This window comes from Streptomyces sp. NPDC088252, assembly GCF_044740965.1.
In the GTDB taxonomy this organism is placed as follows: Bacteria; Actinomycetota; Actinomycetes; order Streptomycetales; family Streptomycetaceae; genus Streptomyces.
This window is the reverse complement of sequence record NZ_JBIURS010000007.1, coordinates 243,354-265,374: the sequence shown is the minus strand read 5'-3', so window position 1 is coordinate 265,374 and position 22,021 is coordinate 243,354. Positions and strand designations below refer to the sequence as shown.

At 72.0% G+C, this 22,021-nt stretch carries 21 protein-coding genes; 4 read left to right on the top strand and 17 right to left on the bottom strand.

From position 1 onward, the window contains the following. Nucleotides 1-21 precede the first annotated feature (21 nt). Complete coding sequence (locus tag ACIOHC_RS17220; RefSeq protein WP_351083362.1) at nt 22-300, bottom strand: metal-sensitive transcriptional regulator; 279 nt, start codon at nt 298-300, stop codon at nt 22-24. 101 nt (nt 301-401) lie between these two features. Between ACIOHC_RS17220 and ACIOHC_RS17215 the strand changes: the two genes are divergently transcribed. Then, nucleotides 402-974, top strand: a complete 573-nt coding sequence (locus ACIOHC_RS17215; RefSeq protein ID WP_351083360.1) for a rhodanese-like domain-containing protein — start codon at nt 402-404, stop codon at nt 972-974. A gap of 106 nt (nt 975-1,080) precedes the next feature. On the opposite strand, the gene ACIOHC_RS17210 is transcribed toward ACIOHC_RS17215, so the two are convergent. Continuing rightward, the gene (locus ACIOHC_RS17210) at nt 1,081-2,376 is read right to left on the bottom strand and encodes an alpha/beta fold hydrolase (RefSeq protein ID WP_401843095.1); all 1,296 of its coding nucleotides are present in this window, start codon (nt 2,374-2,376) and stop codon (nt 1,081-1,083) included. Between the two features lie 107 nt (nt 2,377-2,483). On the opposite strand from ACIOHC_RS17210, the gene ACIOHC_RS17205 reads away from it, so the two are divergent. Then, nucleotides 2,484-3,647: an ABC transporter ATP-binding protein gene (locus tag ACIOHC_RS17205; RefSeq protein WP_401843093.1), complete on the top strand. Its 1,164-nt coding sequence runs from the start codon at nt 2,484-2,486 to the stop codon at nt 3,645-3,647. A 44-nt stretch (nt 3,648-3,691) separates the two neighbouring features. Here ACIOHC_RS17205 and ACIOHC_RS17200 read toward each other — a convergent pair whose 3' ends face one another. Continuing rightward, the gene (locus ACIOHC_RS17200) at nt 3,692-3,967 is read right to left on the bottom strand and encodes a DUF2087 domain-containing protein (RefSeq protein ID WP_401843092.1); all 276 of its coding nucleotides are present in this window, start codon (nt 3,965-3,967) and stop codon (nt 3,692-3,694) included. Nucleotides 3,968-4,262: 295 nt separating this feature from the next. Here ACIOHC_RS17200 and ACIOHC_RS17195 point away from each other — a divergent pair, with 295 nt between their 5' ends. Beyond that, nucleotides 4,263-5,237: an acetylxylan esterase gene (locus ACIOHC_RS17195; protein WP_351083375.1), complete on the top strand. Its 975-nt coding sequence runs from the start codon at nt 4,263-4,265 to the stop codon at nt 5,235-5,237. 112 nt (nt 5,238-5,349) lie between these two features. Here the strand turns inward: ACIOHC_RS17195 and ACIOHC_RS17190 are convergent, their stop codons facing one another. From ACIOHC_RS17190 to ACIOHC_RS17175, 4 genes are all read right to left on the bottom strand, one after another. Next, nucleotides 5,350-6,297 (bottom strand): ABC transporter substrate-binding protein, encoded by a 948-nt coding sequence (locus tag ACIOHC_RS17190; RefSeq protein ID WP_351083352.1) that lies wholly within the window; start codon nt 6,295-6,297, stop codon nt 5,350-5,352. After that, on the bottom strand, nt 6,294-6,971 hold the full coding sequence (locus tag ACIOHC_RS17185) for an ABC transporter permease subunit (RefSeq protein ID WP_351083351.1): 678 nt from the start codon (nt 6,969-6,971) through the stop codon (nt 6,294-6,296). The genes ACIOHC_RS17190 and ACIOHC_RS17185 overlap by 4 nt, the downstream gene beginning before the upstream one ends. After that, complete coding sequence (locus ACIOHC_RS17180) at nt 6,968-7,645, bottom strand: ABC transporter permease (RefSeq protein ID WP_351083349.1); 678 nt, start codon at nt 7,643-7,645, stop codon at nt 6,968-6,970. Before ACIOHC_RS17180 ends, ACIOHC_RS17185 begins: the two co-directional genes overlap by 4 nt. A 133-nt stretch (nt 7,646-7,778) precedes the next feature. Continuing rightward, entirely contained in the window at nt 7,779-8,255 is a 477-nt protein-coding gene (locus ACIOHC_RS17175; protein ID WP_351083347.1) for a helix-turn-helix domain-containing protein, read from the bottom strand. 97 nt (nt 8,256-8,352) lie between these two features. Here ACIOHC_RS17175 and ACIOHC_RS17170 point away from each other — a divergent pair, with 97 nt between their 5' ends. Further along, on the top strand, nt 8,353-9,612 hold the full coding sequence (locus tag ACIOHC_RS17170) for an MFS transporter (RefSeq protein ID WP_351083345.1): 1,260 nt from the start codon (nt 8,353-8,355) through the stop codon (nt 9,610-9,612). Nucleotides 9,613-9,704: 92 nt separating this feature from the next. Here the strand turns inward: ACIOHC_RS17170 and ACIOHC_RS17165 are convergent, their stop codons facing one another. The 10 genes from ACIOHC_RS17165 to ACIOHC_RS17120 form a co-directional block, all read right to left on the bottom strand. Continuing rightward, nucleotides 9,705-10,151 (bottom strand): nitroreductase family deazaflavin-dependent oxidoreductase, encoded by a 447-nt coding sequence (locus ACIOHC_RS17165; protein ID WP_351083343.1) that lies wholly within the window; start codon nt 10,149-10,151, stop codon nt 9,705-9,707. A gap of 147 nt (nt 10,152-10,298) precedes the next feature. Beyond that, nucleotides 10,299-11,897, bottom strand: a complete 1,599-nt coding sequence (locus ACIOHC_RS17160; protein WP_351083340.1) for a helix-turn-helix domain-containing protein — start codon at nt 11,895-11,897, stop codon at nt 10,299-10,301. A 2-nt stretch (nt 11,898-11,899) separates the two neighbouring features. Beyond that, a complete protein-coding gene (locus ACIOHC_RS17155) occupies nt 11,900-12,826 on the bottom strand; it encodes a serine hydrolase (RefSeq protein WP_401843089.1) in 927 nt (308 codons plus the stop codon). Next, nucleotides 12,811-13,917, bottom strand: coding sequence for an o-succinylbenzoate synthase (menC, locus tag ACIOHC_RS17150; protein WP_351083337.1), 1,107 nt, complete (start codon nt 13,915-13,917; stop codon nt 12,811-12,813). Before menC ends, ACIOHC_RS17155 begins: the two co-directional genes overlap by 16 nt. Then, entirely contained in the window at nt 13,914-14,771 is an 858-nt protein-coding gene (locus tag ACIOHC_RS17145; protein WP_401843087.1) for a GNAT family N-acetyltransferase, read from the bottom strand. The genes menC and ACIOHC_RS17145 overlap by 4 nt, the downstream gene beginning before the upstream one ends. Continuing rightward, a complete protein-coding gene (locus ACIOHC_RS17140; protein ID WP_351083333.1) occupies nt 14,768-15,907 on the bottom strand; it encodes a M20 family metallopeptidase in 1,140 nt (379 codons plus the stop codon). Before ACIOHC_RS17140 ends, ACIOHC_RS17145 begins: the two co-directional genes overlap by 4 nt. A 1-nt stretch (nt 15,908) precedes the next feature. Then, nucleotides 15,909-17,279: a serine hydrolase domain-containing protein gene (locus tag ACIOHC_RS17135; protein ID WP_351083331.1), complete on the bottom strand. Its 1,371-nt coding sequence runs from the start codon at nt 17,277-17,279 to the stop codon at nt 15,909-15,911. A 50-nt stretch (nt 17,280-17,329) separates the two neighbouring features. Continuing rightward, complete coding sequence (locus ACIOHC_RS17130) at nt 17,330-19,270, bottom strand: prolyl oligopeptidase family serine peptidase (protein WP_401843085.1); 1,941 nt, start codon at nt 19,268-19,270, stop codon at nt 17,330-17,332. Next, nucleotides 19,267-20,106, bottom strand: a complete 840-nt coding sequence (locus ACIOHC_RS17125) for an ATP-binding cassette domain-containing protein (protein WP_365693123.1) — start codon at nt 20,104-20,106, stop codon at nt 19,267-19,269. The genes ACIOHC_RS17130 and ACIOHC_RS17125 overlap by 4 nt, the downstream gene beginning before the upstream one ends. After that, a complete protein-coding gene (locus ACIOHC_RS17120) occupies nt 20,103-22,019 on the bottom strand; it encodes a dipeptide/oligopeptide/nickel ABC transporter permease/ATP-binding protein (RefSeq protein WP_365693124.1) in 1,917 nt (638 codons plus the stop codon). Before ACIOHC_RS17120 ends, ACIOHC_RS17125 begins: the two co-directional genes overlap by 4 nt. Between the last annotated feature and the right edge of the window lie 2 nt (nt 22,020-22,021).

Sequence of the window (22,021 nt, the reverse complement as noted above, 5' to 3'; positions counted from 1 at the left end):
CCGGCCGGTGCCGCCCCCGGCTCAGGCCAGTGAGAGAAAGAGCTTCTCCAGCCGCGTACGCATCTGCTCGCGATCGGCGGGCTCACCGCCACCATCGGCCATGCAGTGCTGCAGGCCCGTGGCGATGATCGCGAAACCGGCCCGGTCGAGCGCCCTGGAGACGGCCGCCATCTGTGTAATGACGTCCTCGCAGTCCCGGCCCTCCTCGATCATCCTGATGATCCCGGCGAGCTGGCCCTGAGCGCGGCGAAGGCGGTTGAGGACCGACTTCAGTTCGTCGGCCGCCATGTCGAGTTCCACACATCCTCCTCCTGATACCCCAAGGGGTATTCTAACCCGAATGGGGAAGGAAGGGACCGAGTCCCTCCCCCAGCCCCGGTGAACGAAAGGAAACACTGCTCGTGACCAACCCCGTCTCCCTCTCCCCCGCCCAGGCCGCGGCCCGTCTCGCGGAGTTCACCGTCATCGATGTGCGGGCTCCCGGCGAGTACGCCTCCGGGCACGTTCCCGGTGCCCTGAACATTCCGCTGGACCGCTTCCCCGAGGCCGTGCCCGCGCTGAAGTCCGCCGCGGCCCGCGGCTCGCTGCTCGTGGTCTGCGCCTCCGGCGTCCGCTCGACCCGGGCCTGCGACATTCTCGCGGCGGCGGACATCGAGGCCGTCACGCTGTCCGGCGGCACCTCTGCCTGGGAGGGCGAGGGGCGCGACCTCGACCGTCCCGCCGGAGCACGGGCGACGTGGCCGATGGATCGTCAGGTCCGGCTCGCCGCCGGTTCGCTCGTGGTGGCCGGCCTGCTGGCCGGGGTGCGATTCCCGGCCGCGCGCTGGATCTCCGCCGGTGTGGGCTCCGGACTCGTCTTCTCCGCCGTGACCAACACCTGCGGCATGGCGGCGGTGCTGTCGAAGCTGCCGTACAACCGTGCCCCTCACTCGGCGACGAACCTGGACGCGACGCTGGACGCCCTGCAGAGCTGAGCGGCCACGCGCGGAGACAGCCCCCCTACGAGCATCGCCCTCCGTGGTGTCAGGAGCCGGTCACGCACCCCGCGTGACCGGCTCCTCCCGTCGAGAGGGGACGGGGTCAGACCTCGTCCCGGACGAGGGCGAGCAGCCGGTCCAGAACGCGCGGTCCGCCCGCGCGCAGCCCGTCGTGCTCGAACTCGTCGGTGACCCAGGTACGGAGCCCGCGGATCGCCGCCGCCGTGCGCAGCGCGTGCCCGGTGTCGACATACATGTCGTCGTGGTAGACGGCGGCGGCGACCGGCACTTCGTTGGCGGCCAGGCGCGCGGGGTCGTACAGCGGTGCCCAGTCGGTACGGGCGGCCAGCAGTTCGGCGGTCTCGCGCAACGGCCGCAGCGCCGGGTCGACCTCGAAGTGCCAGGGGTGGATGCTTTCACCGGTGAAGAGCACCGGGCCGTCGCCCTTGAGCGACTCGGCCGCGTCGAACTGCGGGAACTCGGCACGGACCCGCTCTGCGGCCCAGGCGGTGGGCCGCTCGTCCTGACCGTAGATCGCCTCGTGCATGAGCGCGTACAGCGGATGCCCGGCGAATGAAGCGGCCGTGCGCATGGCTTCCTGGAAGGTGTCGGACAGCTCGGTACCGTGCGGCGTGCGGACGAAGGCGTTCTCCAGCAGATAGTGGAGCTGGTGGCTGCCGCTGCCACCGCCCAGCATGATGCCGAGGGACTGGAATGCCTCGGGCGTCAGACGGTGTCCGGCGCTGTCGGGGCGGTGCTCCGCGAGGTGAGCGGTGATCTCCCGGGCGCGCCCGACATCCTGCGGGTAGCGGGCGTAGTGGGCCGCGACCTTGCGCTCGATCCGCGGGTAGGCGGCCCGGTAGACGTCGTCGGCGTGTGCGTCGAGCGAGGGCAGTCCACCGGTGATGAGGACGGTCTTGAGCCCTTCGGGGGCGGCCGACAGGTAGCGGACGGCGCAGAAACCGCCGAAGGACTGGCCGAGTACCGTCCACGGTTCACCGCCGGTCAGCTGCGGGCGGATCAGCTCGCAGTCGCGCACGATGTTGTCGGAGCGGAAGTGGGCGAGGTAGTCGGCCTGCTCGCGCGGGCCGCCGCGCAGCGGCAGGGTCTGCCGGTTGGCCGGGGTGGAGAGACCGGTTCCGCGCTGGTCCAGGAGCAGCACCCGGAACTCCCGCACGGCCCGTCCCAGCCATGCCTCCGTACCGATGAAACGCCGGGCGCCGAAGCCGGGGCCGCCCTCCAGATAGACCAGCCAGGGCGGTTCCTCGCCGGTCCTGCCGCTCGCCACGGCTTCTCGGCCGAAGATCTCGATCTGCTCACCGCCCGGATCGGTGTGGTCGAGCGGGACCGTGAAATAGCGGTCGGTGAAGATGATGCCGGGTTGCCGGTAGCTGCTCACAAGGTGCTCCTGAATCAGATGTTCCACGCACAGTTCAGCACACGGCCCGCGACACGGACGGTCGCGGCCGGTGTGCGGCCCGCCCGGAGGCCTCCTACCGTGCAGGAATGATCCGGTTCGAGCAGGTCAGCAAGGTCTACCCGGACGGTACGAGCGCGGTCGACGGACTCTCCTTCGAGGTGGCCGAGGGGGAGCTGGTCACCCTCGTCGGCCCGTCCGGCTGCGGCAAGACCACCACGATGATGCTGGTGAACCGGCTGATCGAGCCTTCGTCCGGCCGGATCCTGGTCGGTGGCGAGGACGTCTCCGGCGTGGACCCGGTGAAGCTGCGCCGCCGGATCGGCTACGTCATCCAGCAGGTGGGGCTCTTCCCGCACCGCACGATCCTCGACAACACCGCGACCGTCCCCTCGCTCGTCGGCTGGAAGCGGGCGAGGGCTCGTGAGCGCGCGGCCGAACTACTGGATCTGGTGGGCCTCGACCCGAAGACCTACGGCTCCCGCTACCCCGCCCAGCTCTCCGGTGGCCAGCGCCAACGAGTGGGCGTGGCACGGGCATTGGCCGCCGATCCGCCGGTGCTGCTGATGGACGAGCCGTTCGGCGCAGTCGACCCGGTGGTGCGGGAGCGGCTGCAGAACGAATTCCTGGGCCTGCAGGCCACCGTCAGGAAGACGGTCCTGATGATCACCCATGACATCGAGGAAGCGGTCCGGATGGGCGACCGCATCGCGGTGTACGGAGCGGGGCGCATCGAGCAGTTCGACACCCCGGGGGCTGTGCTCGGGTCTCCCGCGACTCCGTATGTGGCCCGGTTCGTCGGCGCCGACCGGGGCCTGAAACGTCTGTCGGTCACCACGATCGAGCCGGACGATCTGGAGGAGCCGCCGGTCGCCCGGCTGGACGAGCCGGTCCGGTCGGCGGCGGCGCGGCTGGGCGGTGCGGGTGCCCGTTGGGCGGTCGTGCTGAACGGCGAGGGCCACCTGCACGGCTGGGTGGCGACGGACGCGCTGCGGATCGCCGGGGAGTACGGCACGGTCGGGGACCTGGCCCGCAGGATGGACGCCTGGGTACCGGTCGGGGCCCCGCTGAAGCGGGCGTTCAGCGAAATGCTCCAGCACGACGCCGGATGGGTCGCGGTGCTGGACGGCTCACGGTTCCTCGGCGTGCTGACCCCGGCCAAGCTCCACGAGGCACTGCGCCGCTCGGTGGACGCCGACGCACAGGGCGTAGGACGGGACGAGGTGCGGTTCGACTCGGTGGCGGACGCGTAGGGCGCGCTGTACTGCCGCACGCCACGTACCGGTCAGGACTCGCCCTACCGCCCACGCCGGTAGCTGCTGCCGTCCTTCGGTCGGACCAGCAGTCCGGCGACGACCAGATGGCGGCGCAGTGCCGAGCAGTCCTCGTGCACCGTGAGCAGTGCCTCGTTGACCTCGCGTTCGGTGTAGGCCCGGTCCTGCTCGAAGAGCGTCTCGGCGAGGTGTACCAGCAACTGCTCGCGGCGGGCCGTCCTACGGGGGATCGCCGTCAGCCGGCTGTGCGAGAAGAGCGCCGCGACCTGGTGCGAACCGCTTGAATCGTTGTCGGACATGGGAGGGAGCGTCGCAGGCATCCGGCCCGCGGGCAACGTGATTTCACGCGCCCGTGGGCCGGATGCCGCCTCGGGGCCGTCCTGTGGATCGGCGTCGGACCGGCCTTGAGCCGTCCGGTCTCCGCGGACCGCTCGCCCGCCGCGCAGACCGTGTGCGCCGTCGTGGGTACCGAGGCTCGGCGCGGCGCTGTGACCGCTGTTCCCAAGGCACCCTCGTCCGCGCACCGCCCGCCCCGTACGGTGTGATCAACCATCCCTTGCGGTGATCACTCACCCTGCGAAGAAGGCGGTCCTCATGTCCCTGTTCGATCTGCCGCTCGACGAGTTGCGCGACTACCGCAGCCGCTCGGTGGAACCGGAGGACTTCGACGCGTTCTGGTCGCAGACACTCGACGAGGCCCGGTCCCATGATCTCGGCGCCCGGTTCGAGCGGCGTACGGATACGGGGCTGGCGACCGTGGACGTGTACGACGTGACGTTCGCGGGCTTCGGCGGGCACCCGGTCAAGGGCTGGTTCGTCCTGCCCGCGGGCACCACCGAACCACTGCCGGTGGTCGTGGAGTTCATCGGTTACGGCGGCGGGCGGGGACTGGCCCACACCCATCTGCTCTGGGCGTCGGCCGGTTTCGCGCACTTCGTGATGGACACCCGGGGCCAGGGCAGCGGCTGGGTGGTCGGCGACACCCCCGACCCGGTGGGCAGCGCGCCCGCCTTCCCCGGTTTCATGACCCGGGGCATCGAGGATCCGCACGCGTTCTACTACCGGCGTGTGTTCACCGACGCGGTACGGGCGGTGGAGGCGGCGCGCTCGCATCCGCTGACCGACGCGACACGCACCGCGGCCATCGGTGTGAGCCAGGGCGGTGGCATCACGCTCGCCGTCGGCGGACTGATACCCGACCTCGTGGCGATCGCGCCGGACGTGCCGTTCCTGTGCGACTTCCCCCGCGCGCTCACCGTCACCGACCGCACCCCGTACCGCGAGGTAGGCAACTACCTCAAGACGCACCGGGGCCGGGCGGAGCGGGCGCGGACGACCCTGTCCTACTTCGACGGAGTGCACTTCGCCGCGCGCGGGCAGGCACCCGCACTTTTCTCGACCGCCCTGGAGGACATGACCTGCCCGCCCTCGACCGTCTTCGCCGCCTTCAACGCCTACGCCCACCAGGACAAGGCCATCGAGGTGTACGACTTCAACGACCACGAGGGCGGCGGGCCGTTCCAGCAGGCCGTGCAGCTGGGCTGGCTGCCCGGCAGGCTGACGGCCTGACCCGCCAAGCCCTGGCGTCGTGGCCGGGTCGGTCCGCCCGCCGGTGAGCCTCTCCGGTCACAGCACGGTGCGCGTACCGGCGTCGGGCGCCGGGCTCCTCGCGGACACCGTCTCAGGGCCGGATGAGCTTCTTGGACTCCAGATACGCGCGTGCCACGTCCTCGGGCAGCCGTCGCCAGCTGTCGACCCGCTCGTCGAGCCGGGCCAGGTCGGCGGTGGTCAGTACGGTGTTGAGCTTGCCCAGTGCCTTGCGTACGCCTTCGCCGCCCGCCCGGGAGCGGTTGACGACGGGGACGAGGTAGTCGGCGTTCTGCAGGTGCTTGTCGTCGGCGAGCAGGACGAGGCCGAAGGCGTCCAGGGTGGCGTCGGTGGTGGTGGTCAGCACCATCTGGTCCTGACCCTTCTGGACGGCCCGTTTGGCCTGGGTGGTGCCGACGCCCTTGGGGTCCACGGCGGTGACGCGGATGCCGTAGGTCTTCCGCAGCCCCGGTGCGCAGTAGGGGCGCTGAACGCATTCGTCACCGGCGGCCAGCCGCACGGGCAGCCCTGACCGGCCCAGATCGCTGAGGGTCTTCAGACGGTGCTTCGCCGCGTACGGAGCGGCGACCGCGAAGGCGTTCTGGTCGACGGCGCGCCCGGGGTCGAGCACGGTGAGGCCACGCGGTTCGGCGAGGACGCGCAGGGCCCTCATGGTGGCGGCGAGGTCGGGCGAACCGACCGGGGCGGCGTCCGCGCCGTTCTTCCTGGCGTTCAGCCAGTCGGCGAAGGTGGCGGCGTACTCCGGCACGACATCGATCTGGCCGCTCTCCAGCGCCGGTTCGTAGATCTCGCGGTTGGAGACGGAGATGATCTTCGTGGAGTAGCCGGCCCGGCCGAGCAGAGCGGCGTACATCTGGGCGAGGAGATCGCTCTCGGTGAAGCCGGCGGAGCCGATGGTGAGGTGTTTGCTGTCGCCCGGCGGTGCGGTGACCCCGCCCCGGTCCTCCAGGGCGGGACCGGTCGTGCAGGCGCTCGCCGGCAGAAGCACCAGGAGCGCGGAGAGTGCCGGGAGCGGCCTCATCCCGGTCCCTCGCCGCGGCCCCGGTCGGGGGCGAGCCGCTGCACCACTTCGAAGAGCCCTTCGACGACGAGGGCGAAGGCGGCGACGAGAACGGCCCCGGCCACGACCTGCGGGGTCGAGGCGAGGTTGAAGCCCGCAGTGATGATGCGGCCGAGTCCGCCGCCGCCCGCCAGCGCCGCGAGGGTGGCGGTGGCGACGAGTTGCACGGCGGCGATCCGTACGCCGGTGAGAATCAGCGGCAGGGCGAGCGGCACCTCGACACCCAGCATCAGCTGCCTGCCCGTCATGCCCATTCCCCTGGCCGCCCGCACGACGTCGCGGTCGACCTCCCGCATGCCCACGTAGGCGTTGGTGAGCAGCGGCGGTACGGCGAAGAGCACGAGGGCGATGACGGTCGGCCACTGGCCGTGCCCGCCGATCGGGGTGAGGAGCAGCAGCACCAGCACGGCGAAGGTGGGCACGGCCCGGCCGATGTTGGAGAGGTTGACGGCGAGCGCGCCGCCCCTGCCGAGATGGCCGAGGACCAGGGCGACGGGCAGCGCGATCAGACAGCTGATCAGCAGGCAGACGACCGTGAGGAACAGATGCTGGCCGAGCCGGTTCCAGATGCCGCCGTCGCCCGACCAGTGCGCCGCGGTCGTGAGCCAGGTCCAGGCGTCGGCGAGGGTGTTCACGGCCGCCTCCGGGTCCAGGGCGTCAGGATGCGCTGCAGAAGAAGGAGCATCAGGTCGGCGGCGACGGCGATGAGGACGCAGAGGACGGAGGCGGTGAGCACCTGGGCCTTGAAGTACGTGTTCATCCCGGAGTAGATGAGGTTGCCGAGTCCGCCGTACCCGACGATCGCACCGACCGTGACCAGGGAGACCGTGGAGACGGTCGCGATACGCAGTCCGGCCATGGCGGCCGGCAGGGCGAGCGGAAGTTCCACGGCGACGAGCAGCCTCACCGGCCCGTATCCCATGCCGCGCGCGGCCAGCCTGGTCTCCTCGGGCACGGCCCGCAGCCCGGCCAGGATGTTTCGGACGAGCAGGGTGAGCGAGTACAGGACGAGTCCGGCGACGACGAGCGACGCGGAGAGTCCGTACACCGGCAGCAGCAGCGAGAACATGGCGAGCGAAGGCACGGTGTACAGGGTCGTCGTCACGCCGAGAACCGGGCCCGCGGCCCAGCGCCGGTGGCGGGCCGCGAGGGCGAGCGGAACGGCGAGGGCCAGCCCGATGAGTACGGAGGCCGCGGTGAGCTGGAGGTGCTCGACGACGGCGTCGCGGAGGATCTCGCGACGGCTGCTCAGATAGGCACCGCAGAGCCACTCATTGCGCGCGAGGCAGTCGTCGGGAGGCGCGGTCACCCGTCCATTGGAGCGTGGGTGGGCGAGCGGACGCGCGTCCTGATCGGCTGTCCGGGGGGCGTGCGGGCCGGCAGGCGTGCGAGGCGGGCGGCCCGGAGGGCCGCGGCATCCTTGGGACGGGCGGCCCCTCGGCCTACTCGCAGGCCGCTGCCTGCGCCGCGGGCCGCTGGACCTTCTGCACCGTGACGTCGTCCGGCCCGATCCGCCGCCCGTCCGCGGAATGGATCTCCAGCGCCCGGGGCGGGCGGCCGTGCCGCAGATCGACCATCTCCGAATGCGGTTCGTCCGGTTCGAAGAAGTGCCCCTCGCCCCACTGCCGCAGCGCCACGATCACCGGGAAGAGATCCCGGCCCTTGGCCGTCAGCACGTACTCGTGGTACGCGCTGCCGTCGGCCGCCGGGACCATGTCGAGGATGCCGCCCGTGACCAGGCCGCGCAGGCGCGCCGCGAGGATGTTCTTCGCCACGCCGAGACTGCGCTGGAACTCCCCGAAGCGGCGGTTGCCGTCGAACGCGTCGCGGACGATCAGCAGCGACCACCAGTCGCCGATCGCGTCGACCGAACGAGCCACCGGGCAGTCGCTGTCGTTGAAGCGTGTCCGCTTGACCATGCCGTTCCCCTTCGCACCATCGGTTGCAACATGCTACCAGCCAGCGCTACGGTCCTGCTGGTGGCAAGTTGCAACCGATTCGATCGAGGGGTGCCCCATGGCCGACGGCGGGACGACGACGAGAACCGGGAACGCGAGCGGGGCGACACCGGCGAGCGCACAGGCCCGACGCACGACGCTGCTGTTCGCGGTCGCGTCCGGTGTGGCGGTGGCCAATGTCTACTTCGCGCAACCGCTTCTGGTCACCCTGAGCCGGGACTTCGGGATCGGTGCGGCGACCGTCGGCATCGTCGTCACCCTCACTCAGATCGGCTACGGGCTCGGACTGTTCCTGCTCGTGCCGCTCGGCGATCTCGTCGACCGGCGGAGCCTCGTCGTGACCCAGCTGGCGCTGCTGGCAGCGGCGCTCATCGCCACCGGCACCGCCGCCACCGCACCGATCCTGCTGACCGCCCTGGCCGCCGTCGGCCTTCTCGCCGTGGTCACCCAGACCCTCGTGGTCCTCGCCGCATCGCTGTCCGCCCCGGAACGGCGCGGCCGCGCGGTCGGCCTGGTCACCAGCGGAATCGTCATCGGGATCCTGCTCGCCCGCACGGTCTCCGGTGCGCTGGCCGACTTCGCGGGCTGGCGATCGGTCTACCTCACCTCCGCGGCGCTGACGCTCGTACTGGCCCTGGCCCTGTACCGGGTGCTGCCGCGACGCCCGGCGGCGCCCTCCGCCATGCGGTACACGCGGCTCCTGCGCTCGACGCTCGTGCTGTTCGCCGAGGAACGAGTACTGCGGGTCCGCGCCCTGCTCGCCCTGCTGATCTTCGCCGCCTTCAGCACCCTGTGGAGCTGTGTCGCGCTCCCGCTGAGCGCCCCGCCGCTGTCGCTGTCGCACACCGCGATCGGAGCGTTCGGGCTCGCGGGGGCGGCGGGCGCGCTCGCGGCGGCTCCGGCGGGGCGCCTGCACGACCGCGGTCTCGCCGGACGGACAACCGGTATCGCCCTGGTCCTGCTCACCGCGTCGTGGCTCCCCCTCGCCCTCACCCGGCAGTCACTCTGGGCGCTGGCGATCGGCGCGGTCCTCCTCGATCTCGCCGTGCAGGCCGTCCACGTCACCAACCAGAGCCTGATCTACGCGGTCCGCCCCGACGCCGGAAGCCGTCTGATCGGCGGATACATGGTCTTCTACTCGGTCGGCAGCGCCGCGGGCGCCCTCGCCTCGACGACCGTCTACGCGAGGGCCGGGTGGGGCGCGGTGTGCGTACTCGGCGCCGCGTTCAGCGCACTCGCGCTCGTCGTCTGGGCGGCGACCCGCACGGGCATGCCCGCGGCGGGCCCGACGGGGACGTCCACCACGCCCGCCGGCTGACCGGGCGGGTGCCGAGCGTGGCCTGCCTCGCACGGCCGCGTCGAAGACGGGGAGACGCCGCGGACAACGGCGGCGCCTCCCCCGGGCCGTCGTCAGTGCTGCCCGGCCGCCGGTTCCAGCACGAAGACCGGAATCTGCCGGTCGGTCTTGACCTGGTAGTCGGCATAGTCGGGGAACGCGTCGACCGCGCGCTGCCACCACACCGCCTTCTCCTCGCCGGTGACCTCACGGGCGTTCATGTCCTGCCGGACCGGGCCGTCCTGCAACTCCACCCTGGGGTCGGCGACGAGGTTGTGGTACCAGACCGGGTGCTTGGGAGCGCCGCCCTGCGAGGCGACCACGGCGTACGTGCCGTCGTGCTCGACCCGCATGAGCGGGGTCTTGCGGATCTTGCCGCTCCTGGCCCCGCGGGTGGTCAGGATGATGACCGGCAGGCCCCTCAGCGTGGTCCCCTCGGTACCACCGGAACTCTCGAACAACTCGACCTGATCGCGGACCCACTGCGCGGGGCTCGGCTCGTACTCGCCCTTGAGAGGCATGGCATCTGTCCCATCGTCGGCATTCGGTGGTGCGCATACGCGGACACGCGGGTCTTGGTGTGTCCCGTCGCTCCGAGAACTCTTTCATCATCGTGCCCGCCCGGGACGGGGGCGCAACCGCGTGTCATGACGACAGCCGTAGCGGGTTCAAGGGCGCGGCGGGCTCAGCCGCAACTGCAGCATCGCTTCGAATCTGGCCTCCGGATCGTCGAGGTCGATGCCCGCCACCACGGCCAGCCGTCTCAGCCGGTACCGGAAGGTGTTGGGGTGGATATGGACGGCGGCAGCGGCGGCGGGCACATCGCCGAAGGTGCTCAGCCAGGCCTCCAGAGTGTCCGTGAGGGCGGTGTGGTGCTGGGCGTCGTACGCGCGCAGCCGGACGACCGGGCCGTCGGGGAGGTCGTCCTCGGCGGCGATCCGGTCCGTCAGTTCCTCCAGCAGCGAGGCGGCGTAGACGTCCGACAGCCGTGCGGACCGTCGCGGGGTGCGGCCGGATCCCAGGACCCGCAACGCCCGGTCCGCGTCGGCGCGGGAGCGGCGCAGCTCGGCCGGGCGGGCGGCGAGTCGCCCTATGCCGATGACGGCGGGGACACGGTCGCCCACGCGGCCGAGGAACGCATCGGCCACCCGTAGCGCGTGCTCGTCCGAACTCGTGGGCAGGACCGCGTAGGTGACGCCCCCCAGCGAGGCCGCGGCCGTCCGGGGATGGATCGCGGCCAGATGCAGGGCGAGGGCCTCGGCGACGCGGTGGCCCGCGGCCACCCGGTCGGGTGCCGAGGGCTCACCGGTCACCGCGAGTGCCAGTACGCAGGCGGACTGGGCGGACAGGCCCAGCCGCACGGCGGCCTGCGGGGCGTGTGGGCCGCCCTCCAGGACCGTGGCGAGCAGGTCCGCGCGCAACCGCCGTTCGACGTCCTCGCCCGTGCGGTGGCGCAGCAGATGCAGGGCGGCCACCTTCGCGGCCTCGTGCAGGGCCTGCGTACGGTCCTCGCTCAGCGGTCCGTCGACCACGACCCAGATCGACCCGAGGATCTCGCCGCCCGCGCGGACGGCGATCGCGACCCGGGGCTTGTCGGAGATGCCGGCCACATAGACGGGTTCCTCCTTGCGGTAGATGGCCTGGAAGGCGCCGAGTTGCTCCAGGGCGCGCAGTTTCTCGGCGGGCACCTGGCGGTCGAGGACGGTGGCGATCCTGGCGTCGTCGCCCTCGTCCTGCCTGCTGGAGAAGGCGAGCACCCGGCCCCCGCGGTCCTCCACGGTGACCGGGCCGTCCAGCAGCCCGGCCGTCGCGTTGGCCAGCGCGAACAGGTCGCCGACGAGCGGCTCGGCGCCGTCGGCCTCGTCGGGGCCACCGACCGTGCCCAGTTCGTCCGCGGCGAGCAACGACCGCAGCAACGCGGCCACCTGGGCCCAGGACGCGCCGGGCGTCAGTCCGAGCACGGTCAGGCCCGTTCGCGCGGCCGCCTCGGCGACGGGTCCTTCCACCGGGACCGGGGACCGGACCACCACGGCCACCGCGCCGAGCCCGGCCGCCCGGTCGACCAGGGCGGCGACCGGCTCGGCGCCGTACACCCCGACGCCGAGCACCACCGCGCCGGGCAGCCTGGCGGGCTCGTCCAGCGGGTCCTGGATGAGAACTCCACTGACGGTGCGGGCCGGGTCGGCCTCTCCGGCCACCACCTCGATCAACGTCGAACCCAGATCGCTGAGGATCCGGCCGAGCACGGCTCGTGGCTGCTCCGTCATCGTCACAAGGTAGTTGATCGGAGTTCGTCGACGGCGAGCCGTGCCACCCGGCCGATCACGCGGTCCGCCCGGGGATTACGGAAGTCGGGGATGTCGGACCGGGTGAAGACGGCCACCGCCCAGCGCCCGCCGCCGGGGGCCTCGACGACCCCGGCCTCGTTGCGCCAGCCCGGCAGCGTTCCGGTCTTGCCCGCGAGGCGGTAGCCGTCGTCGAAGCCGGACGACAGCCGGTGCGGCCAGATCTGCTGCGCCATCACAGCCCGCACCTCGGCGCACGCCTCGGCCGGCCCGGCCTCGTCGCGCCAGACGAGGGCCAGCAGTTCGACGATGTCACGGGCCGTGCCCCGGGTGGTACGCCGGGGCACGCACACCGACAGCTCCATGACCTTCTCCGGCCCCTGCGCGGTCAGTGCCGCCATCCTCGCGTGTGCCTCGACCTCGGTGGTCACACCGAGATCGGCGAAGAGCGAGCTGGTCAGCTCCAGACAACCACCGATCAAATGGGTCTGCCTCCGTCCCAGTTCGGCGAGCATCGCGTTCACCGTGTCGAGCCCGACCCGGTCCAGCACGACATCGGTGGCGGCGTTGTCGCTCATCGTCATCATCATGTGGACCAGGTCCCGCAGGCTCATCCCGACCGGGTCGGCGCAGCCCGAGGTGCCGATGCCGCCGTCGCGGTACTTCGGATCCACCTCGTGGCGCTCGGTCCGCTCCAGTCGTCCCGCCGCTGCCTCGCGGGCATAGGCGAGGGCGACCGGGATCTTGAAGACGGAGGCCAGGCAGACCGGTTCGTCCGCCGCGACGGCGATCGTCCGTTCGCCGTCGATGTCCCGGGCGAAGAAGAATCCCTCGACACCGGCTTCGTCGAATGCCGTCCGGATCCGTTCCTCGACGGTGGCGGACCGGTCGGCGGTCATCGGCTGATCCATTCGGTGGTCTCCGTCACTTCGGCCAGTTGCCCGGGGACCGGCGAGAGTCCGAGGCCGGGCGCGCGCGGCACGTCGAGATGGCCGTCCTTCAGCACGAACGGTTCGGTGATGTCGGTCCGGTAGTACCGGTCGGAGGCCGAGGTGTCACCGGGCAGGGTGAAGCCGGGCAGCGCGGCGAGGGCGACGTTGGCGGCCCGGCCGAGGCCGGTCTCCAGCATTCCGCCGCACCAGACGGGGACACCGTGCGCGGCGCACACGTCGTGGATCCGCCGGGCCTCCAGATAGCCGCCGACCCGCCCCGGCTTGATGTTGACGACCGAGCAGGCACCCATCGCGATCGCGTCGGCCGCCGAGCGGGCCGAGACAATGGACTCGTCCAGGCAGATCGGGGTTCTCACCCGCTCGGCCAGTGCCGCGTGGCCCCGGATGTCCTCCTCGTCCAGGGGCTGTTCGATCAGCAGCAGCCCGTACGGGTCGAGCCGGGCCAGCTGTGCGGCGTCTGCCAGGGTGTACGCGGTGTTGGCGTCCACCTGGAGCAGTACGTCGTCGCCGAAACGCTCCCGGACCGCGCGCACCGGTTCCACGTCCCAGCCGGGCTCGATCTTCAGCTTGATCCGCAGATAGCCCTCGGCCAGATAGCCGTCGACGGCATCCAGCAGTGCGGGGACCGAATCCATGATCCCGACCGACACCCCGGCCGGCACCCGTTCGGCCGTTGCCCCGAGCCATTGCCCCATCGACAGTTCATGGGCGCGCAGCCAGGCGTCCAGCACCGCGGTCTCCAGCGCGGCCTTGGCCATCCGGTGCCCCTTGAACGCGGCCATTGCCGGGGCGACCGCCCAGGGGTCGAGCTCCGGGAGGGCGGCGAGCGCGGGCACGAGATAGCTGCGCAGCACATCCGCGGCGCCCTCTGTGTACTCCGAGGAGTACAGCGGATCGGCCATGGTGACGCATTCGCCGTAGCCCTCATGGTGCTCGGTCTCGACCCTGATCAGCAGGACCTCCCGGGTGGTCATGGTGGCGAACGAGGTCCGGAACGGTGCGACCAGCGGCATCGCGATCCGGCGCAGTTCCACACCGACGAGCTTCATGCCTGCTTCTCCTGACGTTTGTCGATCACGTACCAGCCGTCCCGGGTGAATCCGGCGACGGTGTGCCCCTCGGTCATCAGGCCGCCGAGCACCTCGCGCAGCGCGTATCGCCATGCGCGGGCCAGGGGTGGGTCGGTGCGGCGCAGCGTCTCGATCTCGGCGGGGATCCGGACCAGGACGGTGTCGCCGTCCCGACGCCCGACAGCGGGACCGCCGTCGGGTTTGGCGTCCAGGCCGACCACCGCGTCTTCGCCCGCGGTGTCGACCGTGACACGGCGGGGTGTGCCCGCGGCGGATCCGACGGCGTGTTCGCCGGTCAGTTCCCAGAGGACCATCAGACGGTCCGTCTCGGTTCCGGCATTGACCTCGTCCTGCATCGCGCCGTAGAAGTCGGCCAGGTACTCGCTCGGCACCGCACCCAGTTTGGCCAGGTTGAAATAGGCGTTGCGGCTGATCAGCGGGTCGAAGGTCCAGGTGACCGCGGTGATGCCGCGGCTCAGGGCCCAGGCCCGCTGATGCAGTTTGACGGCGTGGCCGACGTTGCGGCCCCGGGCGCTGCCGTCCACTCCGGCGATGTGCGAGTGCAGCCCGGCGGTGGCCAGGAAGCCCAGGCAGAATCCGACCATCCGGCCGCCCTGGTGGACACCGACGACATAGCTGCCGGAGTGGGCGAAGACCCGCAGCAGCTCCGGGGTGATCAGCGGATTGCCGGGGTCGGGCCGCCAGACCCGGTCCAGCACCTGGCAGGCCGTCCGCATCTCGTCCAGTCCGTGCAGCTCCGTGACGGTGACGCCGGCCCGGTGCGCCGCCAGGTCCGCGGCGGCGGCCGCGGCGGCGGCCTCCGTGCCGTTCACGCTCTCACCCGGCCTGCCGGCGGCTCGCGTACGAGCGAGGCCACCAGGTGGGCGACCAGTGCCGCGCGACGGGGCAGTTCGGCGACGACCACATGCTCGTCGTCCGCGTGCGCCCCACCGCCGACGGCTCCGAGCCCGTCGAGCGTGGGCGTGCCCGCTCCGGCGGTGATGTTGCCGTCGGAGCCGCCGCCGACCGCCACGCCGCGCAGGGGGCCGAAGCCCAGCTCCTGGTAGCTGCTTCGGGCCAGTTCGAACAGTTCCGCCGAGGCGCTCGTCTGCAGCGGCGGCCGGTCGGGGCCGCCGGACAACGTGAGCGAGGCGCCCGCGAGCACCGATGGGAGGGCCCGCACGGCACGGTCCACCCGCTCCTGTTCGGCGGCGGTCTCCACCCGTACGTCGACCAGCAGCCGGGCACCGTCGGGCACCGTGTTGCGGGTGGTGCCGGAGGAGGCCACGGTCGGCGTCACCGTGGTGCCGGTGGCCGGGTCGGCGAGCGCGGACAACGCCATTACCTGATGGGCCAGTTCAACGGTCGTGTTGACGCCGCGGTGGGGTTCGAGACCGGCGTGCGCGGCGCGCCCGGCGATGTTCAGTTCGTAGCCGGACACGCCCTTGCGCGCGGTTTTCAGTGCGCCGTCCTCGCTCGCCTCCAGGACGAGGACGGCCCGTGTGCGGCGGGCCTCGGCCTCGATCAGGGCGCGCGAGGTCGGGGAGCCGATCTCCTCGTCGCCGGTGAGCAGGACCGACACCCCGTCCAGGTCGTCGAGCACCGACAGTGCGTGGAACAGCTGTGCGACGCCGGCCTTCATGTCGAAGCAGCCGGGTCCGGTCAGCCGGCCCCCGGCCACTGCGAAGGGGTGACCGGCCAAGGAGCCCACCGGCCACACCGTGTCGAAGTGGCCGAGCAGCAGCACCCGGTCACCGGACCCGAAGCGCCAGCGCAGAGCGGGCCGTCCCGAGCCGTCGAGCCACTCGGGCGCCGCGCCGGTCAGCCGGGTTCCGAGCCCGGCGACGACCCGGGCGCAGTCGGCGACGGCGGCCAGGTCCTCACTGGGCGACTCGGTACGGACCAGCGTCTCGATGTCGGCCAGCAGGCCCGGCAGCCCCGCCTCCAGGGCGGTGGCGATTGCGCTCACGTCAGCCCACCTTGGGGGTCGCGCGGCCACCGTGGTGGAGGTAGGGCGTACCGTCGGCGAGTGTGTAGAACACGACCGGGATCCAGGCCTTGAGGCCCGGTCGCTGCACCACGAACAGCCCCGGCTCGACCGGGTGCAGCTCGTACTCCTGCTCCGTGTCGGAGATCAGCCCGGCGAGCGGTCCCGTGATCCGGTCGAGCATCACCAGGCCGCCGTCCCGCTCCACGATCTCCACCCTGCTGGAGAGCCGCTGGTAGACGCCGACGTGGTCGGCGGGGTCCACCGCCACCGGATCCGTCGCCGGCCGGATCGTGCCGCGCATCGTGACCCCGGCCAGCTCCTGGACGATCTCCGCGAACACGTCCCGGTAGAGGCTCATGGTGTCGCCGCCATTGGTGAGCAGGCAGATCGCCAGATCTGCCTCGGGCAGCACTCGCAGGAACGCGCTCTGCCCGATCGTGCCGCCGTCGTGTCCGTACACCCGCTGCCCGTCCCAGCTGTCGAGGAACCAGCCCAGCCCCCAGGCATCGCCCAGGATGTACGGGTCGGGGAGTTCGACCTGCGGGGTCTGCATGGCGGTGGCACCCTCGGCCGAGAGAATCTTGGTGCCGTCCTCGGTGACGCCGTTGTCGAGGTGCAGCCGGGCGAACTTCAGTACCTCGCGCGGCGTCGAGCAGATCAGCCCGGCCGGTCCGGCAGAACGCATCAGCCCCCACTGCGGGGCCTGCACCGGCGGGTCCCCCAGGTGTCCGATGGCGGCCCGGAAGCGCAGCGCCTCCTCCGGCAGGGTCACGGTGTGCGTCAGGCCCAGCGGACGGAACAGACGTTCCCGCATCAGCTCGTCCCACTGGACGCCCGTGACGACTTCCAGGACCCGGCCGAGGAGCGTGAAGCCCGCGTTGCAGTACGACATGGTGGCGCCGAGCGGGTGGTTGGGGGTGGCGTCGCCGAGCAGCGCGACGTACTTCTCCAGGCAGTCGTCGCCCCGGCCGGTGTCGGTGAACAGGTCTCCGTCGATCCCGCTGGTGTGATCGAGGAGATGACGGAGCGTCACACCGGTGGTCAGTTCCTCGTTGGCCAGTCGCAGTTCGGGAAGTACGGAGAGGAGGGGCGCGTCCAGTTCGAGCAGGCCCTCGTCGACCAGGGCCATCGCCACGGTGGTGGTCCACACCTTGGAGATCGAGCCGATCTGGAACAGGGTGTCGGTGGTCGCCGCGATCGCGGCGTCGGTGTTGGCCAGTCCGACGGCGGTCTCGGCGATCAGCTCGCCGCGGTGCAGGATGCCGAGACCGGCGCCGGGGACGGAGTGGCGGGCGGTCAGTTCGGTGAGGCGGGCGGTCCAGCGGGCTGACAGGGCGGTGGTGTCGGTCATGTTCGGCTCCCATTCCGTTTCGTTCTGCGGTTTCGGGGTGTTCGGCGGCTTCAGCGGTCGGTGTGCGTGGTGACCCACTCGATCAGCCGACGGGAGTAGTCCTCCCGGTGCGAGGGCCGACCGTCCAGGAGGAAGAGGTGCGAGCTGCCGGGGTACACGACCAGCCGGACCGGCACGTCCCGGGTGCGCAGCGCGTGGAACCACTGCTCGGCCTGACCGACCGGGCAGGTGTGGTCCGCGCCGCCGTGCAGGATCAGTGTGGGCGCGTGGACCGCGTCCGCGTGGTTGATCGGCGAGAGCTCCGTCAGCCGTTCCGGGTCGCCGATCTCGAAGTCGGCGATCAGGTGTCCTTCCTCGGAGGTGCCGGCCATGCTCCTCAGGTCGACCAGGGTGCCGCCCGGGACGACGGCGGCGAAGACGTCGCTGCGGGCGGAGAGCCAGCAGCTCAGATAGCCGCCGTAGCTGTAGCCGGTGAGCGCGATCCGTTCCGGGTCGACGAGCCCCTCGGCGACGAGGGTGGCGACCGGTTGCAGGACGTCCTGCTCGTCCGTCTCGCCCCAGGCACCCACGGCGGCCGTGTAGAACGCCTCGCCGTAGCCGTCGCTGGCACGGACGTTCAGCGTCAGGACGGTCCAGCCCCGCGAGGCCAGCTCCTGGTGGTAGAGGTGGGCGGGATCGGAGTGCGGCGCCCAGGCGTTGTGCGGGCCGCCATGCACGTCGACCAGCAGCGGCCCGCCCGCGGGCGTCTGCGCGGCCCGGGTGATCATGCCGTGCACCACGGTGCCGTCCGTGAGGGTGAACTCGCGTTCGGTGACCGGGTGGAGGGCGATCTCGGGCAGCGACCGGGCCATGTGGTCGGTCAGTCGCACGGACGGTGCTCCGGCCGACGGCCCGCCCGGATCCCCGGACGTCCAGGCGTCCAGGTCGAGCAGTTCGATCTCGGCGAAGCTCGACGCGTCGGAGACCACCACCGCCGCCCGCCCGGCCTTCGTGGCGACCGAGCATCCGCTGACCCCGGTGCCGACGGGCAGCGGAGATGCGCTGATCCCCGCCGCGTCCACCCGGTACAGGCGGGTGGCGCCCCGATCACGGGCGCAGAACACGATGGCGTCGCCGTGGAACTGCGGCAGCGCACCCGGATAACCCGGCCCGCCGGACAGGACATTGCGGTCCAGGGCGGCGCCGAGCGGCACCGGCGCCGATCCGTCCAGGGGCTGACGCAGCAGTTCCTGATGGCCGACAGCGAACGTGGTCCGGCCGACGACGAGCAGGGCGGATCCGTCGGGGAACCAGCTCACCGGGCCGGCCAGGCCCTCGGCCGGGCCGATCCGGCGGGGCTCGGGCGCACCTTCCCCGACCCCTACGACATGGGCGGCCGAGGTCCCGAGCACGGCCGTGTCCGGGGCGCTCTGCGCCGAGTAGGCGAGCTGTGTGCCGTCGGGCGACCAGGTGGGCGGGCCGGCGTGCCGATCGCCGTGCGTGAGCTGCCTGACCTCGCCCGACTCCACCTCCACCACGAACAGTTGGGTCCGGACCGATCCGATCGTCCCGGCCCCGTCCGCCTTCCAGCCGAGGGCGTCGATGACCACGGGGGCAGTCTCCTCGCGCCGGGTCGCGGGGGCCGAGAAGGCGATCCGTGATCCATCCGGGCTCCAGACCGGCGTGCCCGCTCCCGCCGGGCACCGGGCGGGCGTGGTGAGCGGTACGGCCTCTCCCCCGTCGACGGGGAGCAGATGGACCTGCCCCTCGCGCAGGAACGCCAGCCGCGCCCCGTCCGGGGACCAGCGCGGCGTGGTGTCCGCGGGACCGTGGGTGAGCCGCCGGGCCGGTCCTCCCCCTGCGCGCACCTCCCACACGGAGCGGACCACGCGGTCGTTCTCGGCGTCCTGGGTGGCCAGGGTGTAGGCGACACGTTCCCCGTCCGGGGACAGCGCGGGATCACCGGGGATCTCGAACCGGTACAAGTCGTCGATCTTCAGCGGTCGGGTCATGACGCCTCCTCGGCGAGAGCGAGAGTCGGTACACAGGAGATCAGGTTCCGGGTCGTCGGGTGCTCCGGGCGCTCCAGCACCCGGCCGGTGGGGCCGCACTCGACGAGACGTCCGCCGTCCATCACGGCGACCTGGTCGGACAAGTAGCGGACGACCGCGAGGTTGTGGGAGATGAAGACCATCGCGAAGCCCAGCTCGCGCTGGAGGCGGCGCAGCAGATTGAGCACCGCGCCCTGGACCGACACGTCCAGGGCCGAGGTGATCTCGTCCGCGATCAGCACGGCGGGGCGGGCCGCCAGAGCCCTGGCCAGGGCCACCCGTTGGCGCTGGCCGCCCGAGAGCGCGTCCGGGGTGAGCGCCGCCCGCGCGGGGTCGATGCCGACGAGCTCCAGGTAGTGGGCCACCTCCGCGTCACGTGCCGCGCGGCGTTCACGGGCCGTTGCCCTGCGGACGGCTTTTTCGCGCCGGCCGGACCGCGGGGCCGGTGCCGTGCGGGCGAGAGCTTCGCCCGGGTCGGCTCCGCGGGGCGACGTCAACGCTTCGGCGACCGACGCGCCGACGGTCATGCGCGGGTCGAGCGAGGCGTACGGATTCTGGAACACCAGCTGCACCGGGCTGCGCCCGTGCCGTCGCCCGGCATCGTGCCCGGCGACCAGTACCCGCCCGGAGTGCGTCGGTGCCAGCCCGACGACGGCCTTCCCGAGGGTCGATTTACCCGACCCCGAGCCGCCCACGAGTCCGGTGACCGTTCCCTCCGGCACCAGCAGGTCGACGTTCTCCACCGCGGTGGAGCGACCGTAGCGCACGGTGATTCCGCGCAGTTCGAGTGAGCTCACGGCGTTGCCTCCGCTCCGTTCGAGGTGGTCCGGGCGGGCGTGCCGACCGCCACCGCGTCCACCGGGTACCAGCAGGCGACCCTGTGGCCGGGTCCGGACGAGGTGAGGTCGGGAACCTCGTCGTGGCAGCGGTCCCGGGCGCGTTCGCAACGCGGCGCGAAGGGACAGCCCGGACCCGCCTCCCCCGGTTCCGGCGGGCGGCCGGGGATGGTCGCCAGTTCCGTGCCGGGATCCGTGGCCATGGTCGGGACGGCCCCCACCAGCGCCCGGGTGTACGGGTGGGCCGCACCGCCGATCAGTCCGGCGACGGGAAGATCCTCGACGACCAGGCCGCCGTACATCACCAGGACGCGTTCGCAGACCTGGGCGACGACGGCGAGGTCGTGGGAGATCAGCAGCAACGCGGCGCCGGACTCCTCGCGCACCTCGGCGAGCAGGTCGAGCACCTGTTGCTGGACGGCCACGTCGAGCGCCGTGGTCGGCTCGTCGGCGATGACGAGTTTCGGCTCGCCCATCAGGCCCATCGCGATGACGGCCCGTTGTCGCATCCCGCCGGAGTACTCGTGCGGCCGCTGCCGTGCGCGCCGCTCCGGCGAGGGGATACGGACCGCGCCGAGCCGGTCGGTGGCGCGTGCCATGGCCTGCGCCCGGGACGCTCCGAGGTGCACCTCGGCCACTTCGGCGAGCTGGCGTCCCACCCGCAGGGCCGGATTGAGCGACGCCATCGGGTCCTGGAAGACCATGGCCAGCTCGATGCCCAGGTGCGGGTCCGCGCGCGGATCGTGGCCGTCGAAACGGAGCGTGCCCGCGTCGACCCGTCCCGGGTGCGGGACCAGATCCGCCAGGGCCAGGGCGCTCAGGCTCTTGCCGGATCCCGATTCCCCGACCAGGCCGACGGCTTCGCCGGCGCCGATGTCCAGGGAGATCCCGCGTACGGCGTGTCGGCCGCCGGGAAAGGTCACGCGCAGGTCGCGCGCCCGGACCAGTGGCGCGTCGTCGTCGCCGGGGTCCGTGTCGACCGGTGCCGCGGCCCGCTGTACCGGCGCCGGGACCGGTGTCCGCGGCGTCCGTCGGCCGCCGGCCTGGGCGAGCGCTTCACCGAGCAGCCCGAACACCAGCCCCGTCAGGACGACGGCCGCGCCGGGTGCCAGGGCCGCCGCCGGGTTCACGTAGATCCGGTTCAGCTGCTCGTTGAGCAGCCGCCCCCAGTCGTACTCGGGCGGCTGTACGCCCAGGCCGAGGAACGAGAGGCCGGAGAAGGCCACCAGGATGCCACCGGTCGCCTGGGCGGCGAACAGCACCGACGGCTCGGCTATGTTGGGGAGCAGATGGCGTACCACCAGCCGGAACCGGCCCACACCGAGGATCCGTGCAGCGGCGACGTAGTCCGATCCCGCTACCGAGGCCGTCAGGTTCTGCACCAGCCGTGCCATGGGCGGGACCATGGCCAGTCCCACGGCGAACACCGCGCCGGTGCTTCCGACCCCGAAGATCGTGGCGAGGAAGAGCAGGAACAGCAGTCCGGGAAAGGCCACCAGTACGCCCACGGTCGCGGTGATCAGCCGGCCCGGGCGCCGGCCCACCACCGCCGGTGCGACACCGAGCAGCAGCCCGCCGCCGACCCCGACCACGGCGGCCAGCAGGGTGAGTCGCAGGGTCAGCCGGGTCGCCATCACCACACGGGCGGCGATGTCACGGCCGAGCTGGTCGGTGCCCAGCAGATGCGCGGCGCTGCTGCCCTGGTTGATGGCGTCGGTGTCGACCCGCGCGGCCTGCTCACCGAGCAGGACCGGCCCGAACACGGCGACCAGCGCCACCACCAGGCAGCCGGTCAGCGCGGTGATGCCGATCGGTGTCCGGAACGTGCGCCCCAGCCGGTGCCGCAGTGAGGTGTCCTGATCCTGGTGTGGCATCG